General features: G+C 71.0%; 15 protein-coding genes and 1 pseudogene. 10 read left to right on the forward strand and 6 right to left on the reverse strand.

The genetic code is table 11. The annotated features are described in order from the left end of the window. Positions 1 to 33: 33 nt before the first annotated feature. Positions 34 to 2301, reverse strand: coding sequence for a heavy metal translocating P-type ATPase (locus tag SYYSPA8_RS22980; RefSeq protein WP_323449173.1), 2268 nt, complete (start codon positions 2299 to 2301; stop codon positions 34 to 36). A gap of 267 nt (positions 2302 to 2568) precedes the next feature. Between SYYSPA8_RS22980 and SYYSPA8_RS22985 the strand changes: the two genes are divergently transcribed. Continuing rightward, positions 2569 to 3267, forward strand: coding sequence for a copper homeostasis protein CutC (locus SYYSPA8_RS22985; protein WP_323449174.1), 699 nt, complete (start codon positions 2569 to 2571; stop codon positions 3265 to 3267). A 144-nt stretch (positions 3268 to 3411) separates the two neighbouring features. On the opposite strand, the gene SYYSPA8_RS22990 is transcribed toward SYYSPA8_RS22985, so the two are convergent. The 3 genes from SYYSPA8_RS22990 to SYYSPA8_RS23000 are packed head-to-tail and all read right to left on the reverse strand — an operon-like array spanning position 3412 to position 5282. Continuing rightward, positions 3412 to 4269 (reverse strand): hypothetical protein, encoded by an 858-nt coding sequence (locus SYYSPA8_RS22990; RefSeq protein ID WP_323449175.1) that lies wholly within the window; start codon positions 4267 to 4269, stop codon positions 3412 to 3414. Positions 4270 to 4314: 45 nt separating this feature from the next. Next, a complete protein-coding gene (locus SYYSPA8_RS22995; protein WP_323449176.1) occupies positions 4315 to 4911 on the reverse strand; it encodes an HAAS signaling domain-containing protein in 597 nt (198 codons plus the stop codon). Further along, positions 4908 to 5282: a PadR family transcriptional regulator gene (locus tag SYYSPA8_RS23000; protein WP_323449177.1), complete on the reverse strand. Its 375-nt coding sequence runs from the start codon at positions 5280 to 5282 to the stop codon at positions 4908 to 4910. The genes SYYSPA8_RS22995 and SYYSPA8_RS23000 overlap by 4 nt, the downstream gene beginning before the upstream one ends. Positions 5283 to 5425: 143 nt before the next feature. Here SYYSPA8_RS23000 and SYYSPA8_RS23005 point away from each other — a divergent pair, with 143 nt between their 5' ends. Further along, the gene (locus SYYSPA8_RS23005; protein WP_323449178.1) at positions 5426 to 5824 is read left to right on the forward strand and encodes an AraC family transcriptional regulator; all 399 of its coding nucleotides are present in this window, start codon (positions 5426 to 5428) and stop codon (positions 5822 to 5824) included. Positions 5825 to 5872: 48 nt separating this feature from the next. Continuing rightward, entirely contained in the window at positions 5873 to 6283 is a 411-nt protein-coding gene (locus SYYSPA8_RS23010; RefSeq protein WP_323449179.1) for a VOC family protein, read from the forward strand. 105 nt (positions 6284 to 6388) lie between these two features. Here the strand turns inward: SYYSPA8_RS23010 and SYYSPA8_RS23015 are convergent, their stop codons facing one another. Further along, positions 6389 to 8524 carry a tetratricopeptide repeat protein gene (locus SYYSPA8_RS23015; protein WP_323449180.1) on the reverse strand — a complete coding sequence of 712 codons (2136 nt, stop codon included), beginning with the start codon at positions 8522 to 8524 and terminating at the stop codon, positions 6389 to 6391. A gap of 8 nt (positions 8525 to 8532) precedes the next feature. Continuing rightward, positions 8533 to 8955, reverse strand: a complete 423-nt coding sequence (locus SYYSPA8_RS23020) for a hypothetical protein (RefSeq protein WP_323449181.1) — start codon at positions 8953 to 8955, stop codon at positions 8533 to 8535. A gap of 275 nt (positions 8956 to 9230) precedes the next feature. Here SYYSPA8_RS23020 and SYYSPA8_RS23025 point away from each other — a divergent pair, with 275 nt between their 5' ends. From SYYSPA8_RS23025 to SYYSPA8_RS23055, 7 genes and pseudogenes are all read left to right on the forward strand, one after another. Continuing rightward, a complete protein-coding gene (locus SYYSPA8_RS23025; RefSeq protein ID WP_323449182.1) occupies positions 9231 to 9500 on the forward strand; it encodes a hypothetical protein in 270 nt (89 codons plus the stop codon). Next, entirely contained in the window at positions 9493 to 10104 is a 612-nt protein-coding gene (locus SYYSPA8_RS23030; protein WP_323449183.1) for a DUF6879 family protein, read from the forward strand. Before SYYSPA8_RS23025 ends, SYYSPA8_RS23030 begins: the two co-directional genes overlap by 8 nt. A gap of 305 nt (positions 10105 to 10409) precedes the next feature. Continuing rightward, a pseudogene (locus SYYSPA8_RS23035) lies at positions 10410 to 10589 on the forward strand (DUF397 domain-containing protein); the annotation flags it as partial. A 340-nt stretch (positions 10590 to 10929) separates the two neighbouring features. Then, on the forward strand, positions 10930 to 11601 hold the full coding sequence (locus tag SYYSPA8_RS23040) for a hypothetical protein (RefSeq protein WP_323449184.1): 672 nt from the start codon (positions 10930 to 10932) through the stop codon (positions 11599 to 11601). A gap of 13 nt (positions 11602 to 11614) precedes the next feature. Beyond that, positions 11615 to 12394: a hypothetical protein gene (locus SYYSPA8_RS23045; RefSeq protein ID WP_323449185.1), complete on the forward strand. Its 780-nt coding sequence runs from the start codon at positions 11615 to 11617 to the stop codon at positions 12392 to 12394. Between the two features lie 127 nt (positions 12395 to 12521). Then, entirely contained in the window at positions 12522 to 13070 is a 549-nt protein-coding gene (locus tag SYYSPA8_RS23050) for an RNA polymerase sigma factor (protein WP_323449186.1), read from the forward strand. Then, positions 13067 to 13822 (forward strand): hypothetical protein, encoded by a 756-nt coding sequence (locus SYYSPA8_RS23055; protein WP_323449187.1) that lies wholly within the window; start codon positions 13067 to 13069, stop codon positions 13820 to 13822. The genes SYYSPA8_RS23050 and SYYSPA8_RS23055 overlap by 4 nt, the downstream gene beginning before the upstream one ends. Positions 13823 to 13827: the final 5 nt, after the last annotated feature.

Raw genomic sequence — 13827 nt, forward strand, 5'->3', positions numbered from 1 at the left:
TCCGCTCATCCGCCCTGCCTGTCGGCCACCCCTTTACGCGGCGGCCTTGAAGCGGCGGAGCCGGAGGCTGTTGCCGACCACGAAGACCGAGGAGAAGGCCATCGCCGCACCCGCGATCATCGGGCTGAGCAGCCCCAGGGCCGCGAGCGGCAGGGCGGCCACGTTGTAGGCGAAGGCCCAGAACAGGTTGCCCTTGATGGTGCCGAGCGTCCGGCGCGCCAGCCGGATGGCGTCGGCGGCGGCCCGCAGGTCACCGCGGACCAGGGTCAGGTCGCCGGCCTCGATCGCGGCGTCGGTGCCGGTGCCCATCGCCAGCCCCAGGTCGGCCTGGGCGAGCGCGGCGGCGTCGTTGACGCCGTCGCCGACCATCGCGACGCTCCGGCCCTCGTCCTGGAGCCGCTTGACGACGTCGACCTTGTCCTCGGGCATGACCTCGGCGATGACCTCGTCGATGCCGACCTCGGCGGCGACGGCCTCGGCCACGGCCTTGTTGTCGCCGGTCAGCAGGATGGGGGTGAGCCCGAGGGCCCGCAGCCGCTTGATCGCCTCGGCGCTGGTGTCCTTGACCGCGTCGGCGACCTCCAGGACCGCGCGGGCCTCGCCGTCCCAGGCCACCGCGATGGCGGTGCGCCCGCCGGCCTCGGCCTCCCGCTTCGCCGTGAGCAGCGACTCGGGCAGGTGGATCTCCCACTCCGCGAGCAGCTTCTCGCGGCCGACGAGCACGGCGTGTCCTTCGACGATGCCCTGGACGCCGAGTCCGGGGACGTTCGCGAAGTCCTCGGGGGTGGGCAGCGCCGAACCGGTGCGCTCCCGGGCTCCGGCGGCGACGGCCTGGGCGATGGGGTGCTCGGAGGCGTTCTCCAGGGCGCCGGCGATGCGCAGCACCTCGTTCTCGGTGGTGCCGGTGACGGTGTGCACGCCGAGCAGGGTCATCTTTCCGGTGGTGACGGTGCCGGTCTTGTCCAGGACGACGGTGTCGACCCTGCGGGTGGACTCCAGGACCTCGGGGCCCTTGATCAGGATGCCGAGCTGGGCGCCGCGGCCGGTGCCGACCATGAGAGCGGTGGGCGTGGCCAGGCCGAGGGCGCAGGGGCAGGCGATGATCAGTACGGCGACCGCCGCGGTGAAGGCGGCGGCCCAGCCCTCGCCGGTGGCGAGCCAGACGCCCAGGGTGCCGAGGGCGAGCAGGATCACGATCGGGACGAAGATGCCGGAGATCTTGTCGGCGAGCCGCTGGGCGGCGGCCTTGCCGTTCTGGGCGTCCTCGACCAGCTTGGCCATGCGGGAGAGCTGGGTGTCGGCGCCGACGCGGGTGGCTTCGACCACCAGGCGGCCGCCGGCGTTCAGGGTGGCGCCGGTGACGGCGTCGCCGGGGGCGACCTCGACGGGCACGGACTCGCCGGTGAGCATGGAGGCGTCCACGGCGGAGGAGCCCTCGACCACGACACCGTCGGTGGCGATCTTCTCGCCGGGGCGGACCAGGAAGTGGTCGCCGACCTTCAGTTCGGCGGTCGGGATCCGGACCTCCTGGCCGTCGCGCAGGACGGTGACCTCCTTGGCGCCCAGCTCCATCAGGGCGCGGAGCGCGGCCCCGGCCTTCCGCTTGGAGCGGGCCTCGAAGTACCGGCCGGCGAGGATGAACGCGGTGACTCCGGCCGCGGCCTCCAGATAGATGTTGGACGCGCCGTCGGAGCGGGAGATCGTCAGCTCGAAGGGGTGGGTCATGCCGGGCATTCCGGCGTGGCCCCAGAAGAGCGCGTACAGGGACCAGGCGAACGCCGCCGACGTGCCCACCGACACCAGGGTGTCCATGGTGGCCGCGCCGTGCTTGAGGTTGGTCCACGCGGCCTTGTGGAAGGGCCAGCCCGCGTAGACGACGACCGGGGCGGCGAGGGTCAGGGAGAGCCACTGCCAGTACTGGAACTGGAGCGCCGGGATCATCGCCATCGCAATGACCGGGACGGAGAGGACCACGGCGGTGATCATGCGCTCGCGCAGGGTCCGCAGCTCGTGGTCGTCCTCCTCCGGCTCCCCGTCCGCCGCCTCGCCGGGCGCGGCGGGGGCGGGCGTCCTCGGCTTGGGCGGGGCGGCGCTGTAGCCGGTCTTCTCGACGGTCCCTATGAGGTCCTGGACGGAGACGCCCTCGGCGAAGCTGACCTTGGCCTTCTCGGTGGCGTAGTTGACCGTGGCCTCCACGCCCTCCATGCGGTTGAGCTTCTTCTCGATGCGCGCCGCGCAGGAGGCGCACGTCATCCCGCCGATGGCGAGTTCTACTTCCTGGTGGGTGGCTGCGTGCGCCACGGTTCCTCCCCGGTCCGGCCTTCATACCCCTAGGGGGTATCCCTGTCTGAACTCATGTATACCCCCTCTAGGTATGGAACGCAAGTGTCGCACCCCATTCCCCCGGCCCGGGCGCCCGTGCGCGGGGAACCCGTCCGGATCATCCCGCTTCTTCCCCGGCGCGGTGATGCGCTCGCCGTGCGTGCGCACTAGGGTTGGCATTGGACTAGACCTGTACGTCGACCTGTGCATCGCAGCACTTCGTTTTCCAGGAGGAATGGGGTTCCCATGAGCAATCGTGCGGTCCTGGAGGTGATCGCCCTGGATGCGGCGGACGCCATCGCGGCGCAGTCCGGCGGAGCGGACCGGCTGGAGCTGGTCACGGACATGGCGGCCGACGGCCTGACGCCCTCCCGCGAGACCTTCGGGCGCATCCGCGCGGCCGTGGACATCCCGCTGCGGGTCATGCTGCGACTCACCGACGGCTTCTCCGCCGGGTCGCACGACGACGTGGAGAAGCTGGTGCGCGCGGCACGCGAGCTGCGCGCGGAGGGCGCGGACGCGTTCGTGCTCGGCTTCCTGGACCGGGACGGCAACCCCGACCTGGTCACCGTGGAGCGGCTGATCGCCGAGATCAACGGCTGCTCCTGGACCTTCCACCGGGCGATCGACCGCGCGGCGGACCGGGACGGGCTCCGCAAGCTCCTCGCCGACCTGCCCGGCCTGGACACCTATCTGACCGCCGGCGCGGCGGCCGGGGTGGACGCGGGCCTGCCCACGCTCCTCGCCGAGGCCGCCCGCCAGGGCGAGCCGGGCTACCGCGCCCACATCCTCGTCGGCGGCGGCCTCCGGCTCGACCACCTCCCCGAACTCCTGGCGGCCGGCATCGACGGCTTCCACATCGGCGGCGCGGCCCGCCCGCAGGGCTGGTCGGGCCCGGTGGACGCGGCGGCGGTCCGCGAGTGGCGCGAGACGCTGGACGCCTGAGGGTCCGAGCGGCGCCGAAAGGTTCCTGCGCCGGGCGGGCCGAGACCCCCGGGGGGGTATCGGCCCGACCGTTTCCCGTTCAGGAGTCGCGGCGTCCCGGCATCCCAACGTCCCAACGTCCCGGCGTCCCGGCGTCCCGAAGTATCAGAGTTCGTACGGTGTGAAGTAGTGGCCGGCGAGGCGGCTCGTGGGAAAACCGAAGGTCTCATCCGTGAGCATGCGCACCAGGAACTCGCCCGTGCCGCAGTCGAACCGCTGCCACTCGTCGTAGGAGTGCACGTACACCGGCCAGTCGTCGGGGTCCTCCGCTCCCGTCCGCCACACGAAGTCGATCTCCTGCTCGGACGCCCCCCAGGGCAGCAGCCCGCCCGGCGCCGGGTGGACGCTGTACGGCTGCCACAGATCCGGGTGCCTCGCGTAGCTCCTGACCCAGCCCACCAGCCCCAGATGCGGATCGCCGGGAACGATCAGATCGACGTACTCGTCGAAGGAGCCCTCCCCGAAGAGGTCGGCGATCTCCTTGTAGTCGCCCGGCAGCGCGGTGCCCAGCTCGGCCTCGACGGCGTCCCAGTCGACCGTCGGCGGCCCCATCGGCTCCCAGCCGGTGACGGCACGCAGCTTCCCCGCCCACGAGGCGTCCGCCGGGACCCCGGCCGCCGCGGGATCCTCCCGCCGGGCGACCACGAGGACCACCCGCGCCCCCGGGGGCCGGGCCACCAGACCGCACCCGAACCAGTGCGCCCTGCGGGCCCACCCCCGCAGCTCCAGCAGCTCGTCCCCGAACGCCTCGGTGAGCGGCAGCCCGGTGCGCCCGGTGAGCGACGGATCGGTGAATCCGTCCCTGGCGATGTCCCGCGGCCGCCCCGCCAGCCGGCCGACCTCGGCGACCAGCTCCGCCAGGCTCGTACCCTCCGGAGCCTCGTACACCTTCGGCGCTCCCCGGGCGGGCGGGTCCTGGGCGAGCGACTTCCATAAGCGGTCGGCGAATGCGGAGATCTCCATGTCACCAGTCAACCGCCCGCCACTGACAGTCCCCGGCGGCCCGGCTCAGGCGCGGCGGACCCGCCAGAGCCACACCGCCGTGCCGGCGATCAGGACGAGCGATCCCAGGTTGCCCAGGAGGGCCGGGACCGGTTCCGCCTGGTGGCCCGAGATCAGGTTCCAGGTGACGAAGACGGTGGTCGGCAGGATGAGGGTGAGCAGCACGCCGACGGTCTTCTGAAGGGCGGTCCAGTACACCGAGGTGCACAGAAGCACCGCGCCGGTGAGGCGGACCAGGACCGCGAGCAGGGAGCTGGGGTGCTCGGACAGGAGCATGATCGCGGGCGGCGAGAGCGTGGTCATCAGGATCGGGACCAGGGGGTGCACCTTGCCGCGCCGCGCGGGCGCGCCCATGCCGCCCCGCCCCGGGTCCCCGGCGGGCCCGTTCTCCATCTCGGCCAGGGCCGTCGCCGCGATCGTACGGGGGTCTCCCAGCGCCGTCAGGACCTCGTTGACCGCGGTGCCGGGGCGTTCGGCGCGCGTCACCTCTATGTGTTCGGCGAGGTCGGCCAGGAGTTCCTGGCGGCGGTCGGCGGGGAGCGCGGAGGCCTCGCGCTCGACGGCGGAGAGGTAGTCGTGTACGGCGTCGGCAGAGGTCTTCATGCGGGGTCTCCGGTGGCGGGGTGCGGGGTGGTCAGGAAGGCGTCGACGGCGTCGCGGAAGCCGGGCCAGACGCGGGTGAACTCGTCGAGCGCGGCCCGGCCGCTGTCGGTGAGCGCGTAGTAGCGGCGGGGCGGGCCGGAGACGGACTCCTGCCAGGTGGTGGTGACCAGGTCGTCGCGGCGGAGCCGGGACAGCAGGGGGTAGACCGTGCCCTGGCTGGTGGCCAGCGCGCCGGATTCCTCCAGGGCGTGGAGGAGTTCCACGCCGTAGCGGGGCCGGTCCCGCATCAGGGCGAGTACGCAGTACTCCAGGACCCCTTTGCGCAGCTGGGCGGCGGCCCGGGCCTGCTTGGTCGAATCACCTGGTTCCATGCAATGCAAGATACCTGGTGGGGCAAGTACATGGAAAGGGGGGACCGCCGCAGGACGAACGGGCTATGACGAGCGGGGCAGGACGAGCGGGCCATGACGAACGGGGCACCGCGTCACACGGCGATCCGTGGTGGGATGACGGCGTGAGCCGCGCCACCGAGGACAGCAACCGCCGGATGCTCCGGGCCCGGGACGCCATGGACCGGGCCTACGCCGACCCGCTGGACATCCCCGCCCTGGCCCGGATCGCCCATGTCTCCGAGGCCCACTTCAACCGCACCTTCCGGGCCACCTTCGGCGAGACCCCCCACCGCTATCTCCAGCGCCGCCGCGTCGAGCGCGCGATGTCCCTGCTCCGCGACAGCGACCGCAGTATCACGGACATCTGCTTCGCGGTCGGCTTCGGCAGTACGGGCACTTTCAGCCGCACCTTTCGCGACATCGTCGGCCACTCGCCCCGCGAGTACCGCAAGCGGACGGCAGCGGCACGCGCGGCCGTGCCGACCTGCTTCACGATGGCGTGGACCCGGCCCGCCAACTGATCAGTTCTGGATAAGTTTTCGCCCGTCGCGCTCACTACCGTAAGAGTCATGTTCAACGCGATCACACACTCCGCCGTCTACGTCCTGGACCAGGACGAAGCCCTCGACTTCTACGTCGGCAAGCTGGGCCTTGAGGTCAACACCGACCTCGACATGGGCTTCATGCGCTGGCTGACCGTCCACGTCCCCGGCCACCCCGAGCGCCAGATCCTGCTGGAGAAGCCCGGCGCCCCGGCCATGTCCGACGAGACGGCGGAGCAGGTCCGCGACCTCGTCACCAAGGGAGCGATGGGCGGCTGGCTCATCCTCGCCACGGATGACTGCCGGAAGACGTACGAGACGCTGCTCGCCCAGGGTGTCGAGTTCACCGAGCCCCCCACGGAGCGCCCCTACGGCATCGACTGCGGACTCCGCGACCCGTTCGGCAACCGGATCCGTTTCACCCAGCCGAAGGGGTGACCGCCGGCCGGAACCGCCCGTACCCACCGCGCACCGGGGGTCGGGCGGTTCCGCGTCCCCCGTTCGCTCGGAGGGCCGCCCGCCCCAGGTCCCCGGGCCGAGGCCCTACCCGGCGGTACGCGGCCCGCCCGCCCCGAACTCCGCCAGCTGCCTCCTGCCCGCCACCGTGAACGGATGATCCGGCCCCAGCCCGGCCTCCCGCCGCGCCACGACGTCCCGCATCAGCTCGACAGCCGCGTCCGTCCGCCCCCGCTGGTGCTCGATACGGGCGAGGAGCTGCCGCGCCGCCAGAGCAATCGGGTAGTCGGGGCCGAAGCGGCGGTCGTACTCCGTGATCACCGACCGGATCCCGGCGTCCGCCTCGTCGTGCCGCCCGAGGACGGTCAGGGCCCGCGCGTGGTTGTGCCGCGCGCCCAGGGTGACGGTGTGCTCGGGACCGAGCCGCCGCGCGCACTCCGACGGCAGGTCGAGCAGGGCTCCGCCCTCCTCGTCGGCCAACTCGTCGGCGCCCAGCGCCGCGAGCATGCTGGACCGGGACCGGAGCGTCAGCGGATGCCCGGCCCCCAGCGCCGCCCGCCGCCCCTCGACCGTGTCCCGCAGGAGCGCGAGACTCTCCTCCCGCCTGCCGAGATTCCCGGTGACGAGCTGGAGCCCGTGCCCACTGTCCAGGGTGTCCGGATCCCCGCCCCCGAACAGCCGCTCCTGTACGGCCCGCACCCGCCGCAACACCGCCTCGGCCTCCTCGTACCGCCCCAGCCGGAACAGCGCCCGCCCGGCCCGCGAGTGCGCGGCCAGCACGAGCCGGTGCTCGCTGCCGAGAGTCCGCTCGGCGAGAGCCGCTGCCGTACGGGAGGTCTCCCACGCGGCGGGATAGTCCCCGGTCCGGTGCAGCGCGACGGCCAGCCGGGTCGCCACGGCCAGGACATCGCCCGTGGTCCCGGGCTCCCGGGACTGCCGCAGCAGCGCGAGCGCGTGGGGCGCGTACAGCCGAAGCCGGGGGTCGTACGGCCCGGCGTCGGGCACCGCCGGGACCGCCGCGTCGAGCAGCCGGGCTGCTGTCGTGTCGAGGACGGCGACCTTCTCCGGCGGCGTCGCGGCGGCGACACTGTCGAGCAGCACCCCATGGCTCTGGACGCACCGCGTGCCCGCGTCGATCAGCTCGGTCAGCGACTGGTCGAGCAGCGCGCGCAGCGCGGTCTCGGTGCGTGTCTGCGGCAGGACGGCACTGATCTCGGGACGGTTCAACAGGGAAAGCGGCAGTGGCTCGGGTGCGAGCCGCGCCAGCAGCCTCAGCAACGCGACCGCCTCGGGCAGTCCACGTGCCTCGAACGCGTCAAGGGTCAGCTGCCAGGTCCGGCCGACCAAGTGGCGCGGGTTCTCCTCGGACAAGACATCAGCTCCCTGGTCGATGAGTCGAACGCGCTCCCCCTCTTCGAGGTGGCGTCCGTAGGCGTCCATCGTCCAGGGATCGAGCACCTGGTGGGAGAGGAAGCCGCCCGCGAGAGTGAGGGCGAGGGGCAGCCGGCCGAGCCGGTCCGCGACCTCGGCCGCCTGTTCCCTCGTGCCGCTCTCCGGCGCCAGATCGCAGAGAACCTGGGCGGCGTCCTCGCGCGGCAGGACTCCGATGTGCGCCAGCTCGGCCCCCGGCCACCAGCGGGCCGCCGCCCGGCGTGTGGTGACCACGACCACTCCGCGCGGGCTGCTGCGGAGCCAGCTGCCGTCCCGGAGGATCTGCGGATCGTCCGCGTTGTCGAGGACGAGCAGCCAGGGCTCGGCGGACCGGTCGAGCCGTTCCCAGACGAGGTCGGCGGCCGGCCGTAAACCGTTCCGCGCGGCCAGCAGTTCAGCGTCATGGGCGCCGCGATCGGCGGCGACGGCGAGCATGCCGGCACGGAGGCTCGCCCGGTCGGAGGCGGTGACCCAGAGACCGATCCGGCCCTGTGCCCCGGTCACGGACTGGAAGAACGCGTGGGCGACGGCTGTCTTGCCGCAGCCGCCCATGCCATGGAGGACAAGGACCTCACCACCTCCGGCCGTGACACTCGCCGTCAGGCGTTCCAGCACTTCGGAGCGGTCGCGCAGCACCACGGGCGTTCGGCCGATCGCCGGACGGCGCACAGAGTCGGGGCCCGCCGGCGCGGGGGCCGCCTCACCGGCGCCGTAGTGATGGTGGTGTTCGCTGATGTGCTGGTCGCCCTGGGCCTGGTAGACTCGGCCGTCGCCCTCGGCACGGCCGTCCATCGGCCCTCTCATCGCTCGTGGATGTGCTGGTCGCCCCCGGCCTGGTAGATCCGGGCGCTGCCGGACGCGGTGGCGCGCTGGGTGATCGCCGACGGGGCTCCGGCCTCCTCGGCGCCCTCGGGGCGCAGCTCGTCCAGCAGATCGCGGAGGGCCTCGACCGCCTCGGGCTGATCGGCGAGCAGCCGTCGCAGCCGCCCCTGCCATTGCAGGCGGAGTTCGTTCAGCGTCTCCTCGTCGTCGGCCGTGTCGGCCCGTACGACGTCCTCCTGGCTCGCGTCCAATTCGGCCGCGACGAGTTCGGCCCGGTGGGGCTGCACTCGCCGCCACAACCGGACGATTCCCTCACGTGACCGCTCCCAGGCGTCCGTTGTCATCAACGTGATCACCGTGGCCCCAGCTGTCTGGGCGAGCAAGGTTAACTCCGGATCCACGCGTTCCCCCAACCGAATTTTCCCGCCATTTTCACGTGCAGATGCATCGGATAATGCTCCCACATCGGGAGTTGATGTGATCACTCCATTGTGACCGGACGAGTATAGTCGCATCGTCGGGTCGAGCGGGCAACAAAACGATTCAGCGGTCTTCAACGTCTGGCATATGCCAGAAGCATGTCGATTTTCTGCCGTGATTTGATGTCCGGCCTGGTCACGCCCACTGTCGGCTTGCTAGCGTTGCTGACGTTCTATGCCGCAAGGGAGGGAGCGCTATGGCCAGGCCGTGGGAAGCGGATCCGACGACAGGATTCAAGAAGCGTCTTGGTAAATCACCCCAGGAATTGGGAGCCACCACCGATGGGCCCGACTGCCCCGATATCTGGGAGCTGGAGAACGGGGACGTCGCCGTCATCGGCCGGGATCTGACGGAATCCCTCGGGAAGTCCCTGCCGCCGGGTGTCTCGGTGGGTTCGGACGAGCGTCTCGTCGTCATTCCGCGCCGCATGATGGTCGCCGCGAAGCCGGACATCCCCAGTGTTTGATTCGTTCCATCGGAGTGAATCCGAACGACTGGCCCGTCCCGACTACCATGCGGACTTCTACCGGGTCCACGGCAGCGGTATCACCGACATGCGCAAGCTGGAGCGCGGACAGCATTTTCAGGAGCGGGGATTCGCGAGCTGGGAAGCCTTCGCCGAAGGAAGGTGGGACGAGGCCCTCTCGCTGATCGAGGAGAAGCGCCCCGTCTACACCGAGCAGTTCCGGAAGACCGGCGAACTCGGTGTCCTGACCCGGCGGCTGCGCGTCGTGGAGTTCCCCGTCACTCCCTATGTCCAGTGGGAACTGCACGTGCTCCGGCTCCAGGTGGAGCTGGGGAACGAGATCCGGGTGATGGACGCCCGGAACATCGCGGACCTTGAGAAGGAACATCCCGTACCCGAGGTCGTGATCCTCGGCGACGAAGTCATGTTCGGGGTCGTCTACGACGACGAGGGCAACGCCGCCGGAGCGAATCGGTACACGGACCGGACGGCTATCGAGGAGACCGCCACCGGATTCGACGTCCTCTACGAGCGTGGCGAGGACTTCATGACATTCTTCGACCGCGAGATCGCGCCGCTCCCCGCGCCGGCCGTCGTTTCCTGAGCGGCCACCGGGTGTGAAGGCCACCCTGTGCGTGCAGAGAAATCATGCGCGCACAGGGTGGCCTTCGAGTTTTTCGCGGAGAATTCGGCGTAACCGTGGCCGGGGCGACCTCAGTTCGCCCCGGCCACAAATACACCGTACCCCTGCCTTTCGGACTCGGCCATTGTTGTGCCCTCCGGCCGAAGAGAGGCAGGTCGGGCCCCGGCCGCAGGTGCGGGGATAGGCGGCCGGGGCCCGGGATCCCCGGCCCTGGGCAGGAAGGGCGGGCCGGGGGAGCCGCCCGCCGCGCTGCACCCGGGTGCGGGGTCAAGTCCTCGTACAGCACCAATGGCGGCGGCAACTGTGTGGAGTGGGCCCCGGCTCACGCTCACTCCCAGGGTGTCGTCCCGGTTCGGGACAGCAAGTGCCCCACCGGCCCGGTCCTGATGCTCTCCGCCACTGCCTTCACCGGCCTCGTGACCCTCGCCCGCGAGGCCGCCCTGTAGCCCGCCGGCGCCGCCAGATACCCACAGCCCCGCCAGGACAATCATCCCGGCGGGGCTGTTCTGTGACCACATGTAATCACCGTGTCATCACTGCGTGATCACATCACGGGTAACTTCTGGCCCTCGCGCACGCTCCGTCGCGAAGCGCCCCCGCCAACTGGGCGCGATCATGACAAAGAGTCGATCGCCTCCCGTGATTGCCTCCGGGCAGTGAGCAAAAGGGAGTTGACCCGTTCCGCTTCCCAGGAAGTCACAGGAGACTCACAGACTCGGACCTGCCTACGATCCCGCTCGACCTTGGGGCCGTAGCCACTGCCCCGTGGAGAACTGGAGGAGTCCGTTGCTTGAGGCGAAGACGGAAAAGCGGGCCAGCAGGCGCCGCCGGGTCCTGGCTCCGGTGGCTCTCGCCGCGTCGGTGCTGACGCTGGGGATCGGTTCGGGAGTGGCCTACGCGGCCGTGACCGACAACATCGTCCCGACCGCCAACTACAGCCCGCGCTGTATAGACGAGGGCAGCGAGCCCGACGCGAACGGCGGGCTCTGTCTGACCGACAACACCGATGTGACCTACTACGGTGACAGCTCCGGCGACAACATGCTGGAGGCCGGCGACAAGGCCACGGTCAACAGTGTGATGGCGAACGAGTACAACCCGACGCAGCTGAACACGAGTTACGACTCGTCGCCCAGCTTCTCCGGCAGCGCTGAGACGGACATCATCTACCAGGAGGGCACGCGCAACCTCGGGTCGAACGTGCTGGGCATGGCCTGGTGCAACGACGCGGTGACCTCGTCCAAGTGCGACCAGGCGTACATCCGGATCCGTCCCGGCAACTACAGCTACGGGATCTCCTGCCACGAGACGGGCCACGCGGTGGGCTTGACCCACGGCGCGCAGGCCGCTCCCCGGCTGCGGCAGAACGACAGCCGGCTCGGCTGCATGCAGACTCCGGTTCCGTCCGGTGCCGGCCTCGGGGCCAACAACCGCGACAACATCAACGCCGCATACTGATCGAGGGGGACCCATGCAACGCCGTACCTACCTGGCAGCCGGCGGCGCGACGATCGCCGTGGCCGCGCTGACCGCGACTCTGCTCACGGGCACGAACGCCCTGTCCAGCTCCGAGGACCGCACCATCGACGCGAGCGGGCCCATCGAGGTCCACGGCATCGACCGTCTGCCCAGTGAGACCGCCGAGGAGTGGGTGGCGTACGCGGACCACGTCGTCTCGGTCACCGCCACGTCCGCGACGGAGGTCCCCGCGACCCCCGAGGAGATCGCCCGTGGTGAGGGCGTCATCGGCCGGAACGTGAACCTGTCCGTGAACAACGTGCTGTGGTCCCGGACCGGGGTCGCCCAGCCCGCCCCCACATCCTGGCAGTACTCGGCCGCCGGCTGGCAGTTCAAGAACGGTGACCTGGTGAACCGCCGGGAGATGGCGATCCACGGCCAGCCGCGCGTCGAGCCCGGACACACCTACATCATGGCCATCGCCTGGCAGGCAGCGCAGTGCGGGGAGGACGGCACCACCCCCGCCGGCTGGATCGGGCTCGGCGGCGGCTCCGAGGTCGCGTTCGAAGGCGGCATCATCGGCAACGGTGAGAATGAGGGCACCGTCACGCCCGCGCAGCCGGTCACCGGAGCGGCCGCCAAGGCGCTGCCCATCGTTCCGCCCATCCAGGAACGGCCGCTGAAGGACTTCATGAAGGGCAAGAGTTCGACCGCCCTGGTGACCGTGCTGAACAGCGTCACGCCCGGTCCGGTGGCCCGCAAGTTCACCCAGCAGAACACGAACTGCCCCTGAGCCTGAGCCCCCTGAGGCCACCCCATGGGCCTGAGGTCCGTCCAGCGATGAACGAAGCCGCCCCCGAAAACGTCAGTGAACGTTTTCGGGGGCGGCTCCGTCGTAGGGGAAACGGGAAGGGCGAAGGATGCGCGGACTACGCGGCACCCGGTCGAGGGCGGCCGGACCGACGGCTCCGGAGGAGACCGAGGACACCGGCCGGCTTCGTGCCGTGCTGCTGATGAGCGGGCTCCCCTGGAATGAGCTGGACGACGGCGTACAGCAGGTACGGCTCAAGCTCCTGGAGGAGCGCGCCCGCAAGGGTGGCGACGGCGGGATCAGGGATGAACGTGCCTGGTCGGCCGTGGTCGCCTCGCGGGTGGCGATGGACTGGCACCGGGAGCGCCGCCGGGAGTCCGGGCTGCGGGAGCGGCTCGCGGCCCGGTGGTCCGTGCGGCCGCCGGTCGAGCACCCGCAGGAGCACCGGACACTGGCGCTCTCGGTCGCCGACGCCCTGGCGCGGCTGACCGCGAACCAGCGGCAGGCGCTCGTTCTGCGCTACTACGCGGACCTGCCCGTACGGGAGATCGCACGGCTGCTGGCCCTCCCCGAGGGCACGGTGAAGAGCCGGTTGCACAAGGCGTGCGCCGCGCTCCGTACCGTACTGACGGCCGGGATGGAGGAGGAGACGGCATGAGCGGACATTCGGGATCGGACGAACTCTCTGAGCAGCAGCTGGAACGGCTGCGGCTGGCGCTCGGGATGATCGGGGACGAGGCGGCGCGCAAGGACCTGGGGTCGGTCTTCGAACTGACCCCGGTGGTACCGCCGGCGCCGGTGGTGTCGCTGGACGCGCGCAGGCGGTCGCGGCGGCGCGGGATGTTCTTCGGCGGCGGCGTGGTCGCGGCGGCCGCCGCGCTGGTGATCGGTCTGGTGGCCTACAACGGATCCGGACCGGGAGACGGGGCCGGTGGCCAGGCGAAGGCCGCCGGGGACTCCTCGGCGGCGCGTGAGGACAAAGGGGCGGCCGGCAGCATGAGCCAGAGCGACGCGGAGGGCGTCGCCTGTGCCCGTCTCATCGCCGAGGGCGACATCGTCTCCGTGCGCGACGCCCCCGAGAAGGGGCGGATCCTGCTCACCCTGGACATCACCAAGTGGATCAAGCCGGACGGGGGGAAGCAGCGGGTCGAGCTGGATCTGGTCGACCCCGCGATCACCGAGGGGCGCCAGGACTACGGTGCCGGGGACAACGTCCTGATCACCGTGCCGACCCGGCGCGACCTGGCGCCGGGCATCTACGCCGAGGGCGGCAAGGAGCGGAAGTTCTTCCAGGACGTCATCTACGGGGTGCTCATGCAGTCGAAGACCACCACCTGCCGGCCGTACTGGAAGAACCCCCCGGGCCCGGATGCCGGTGAGCCGGGGGCGGAGACCGACCCCCGGCACTGACCGGC

It is taken from the genome of Streptomyces yaizuensis (assembly GCF_034961445.1).
In the GTDB taxonomy this organism is placed as follows: Bacteria; Actinomycetota; Actinomycetes; order Streptomycetales; family Streptomycetaceae; genus Streptomyces; species Streptomyces yaizuensis.

What these genes read in the sequence shown, in the direction of transcription:
- SYYSPA8_RS22985 (WP_323449174.1), top strand. Translation starts at nt 2,569, where the DNA reads ATGAGCAATCGTGCGGTCCTGGAGGTGATCGCCCTGGATGCGGCGGAC.
- SYYSPA8_RS22990 (WP_323449175.1), bottom strand. Translation starts at nt 4,269, where the DNA reads ATGGAGATCTCCGCATTCGCCGACCGCTTATGGAAGTCGCTCGCCCAG.
- SYYSPA8_RS22995 (WP_323449176.1), bottom strand. Translation starts at nt 4,911, where the DNA reads ATGAAGACCTCTGCCGACGCCGTACACGACTACCTCTCCGCCGTCGAG.
- SYYSPA8_RS23000 (WP_323449177.1), bottom strand. Translation starts at nt 5,282, where the DNA reads ATGGAACCAGGTGATTCGACCAAGCAGGCCCGGGCCGCCGCCCAGCTG.
- SYYSPA8_RS23010 (WP_323449179.1), top strand. Translation starts at nt 5,873, where the DNA reads ATGTTCAACGCGATCACACACTCCGCCGTCTACGTCCTGGACCAGGAC.
- SYYSPA8_RS23015 (WP_323449180.1), bottom strand. Translation starts at nt 8,524, where the DNA reads ATGGACGGCCGTGCCGAGGGCGACGGCCGAGTCTACCAGGCCCAGGGC.
- SYYSPA8_RS23025 (WP_323449182.1), top strand. Translation starts at nt 9,231, where the DNA reads ATGGCCAGGCCGTGGGAAGCGGATCCGACGACAGGATTCAAGAAGCGT.
- SYYSPA8_RS23045 (WP_323449185.1), top strand. Translation starts at nt 11,615, where the DNA reads ATGCAACGCCGTACCTACCTGGCAGCCGGCGGCGCGACGATCGCCGTG.
- SYYSPA8_RS23050 (WP_323449186.1), top strand. Translation starts at nt 12,522, where the DNA reads ATGCGCGGACTACGCGGCACCCGGTCGAGGGCGGCCGGACCGACGGCT.
- SYYSPA8_RS23055 (WP_323449187.1), top strand. Translation starts at nt 13,067, where the DNA reads ATGAGCGGACATTCGGGATCGGACGAACTCTCTGAGCAGCAGCTGGAA.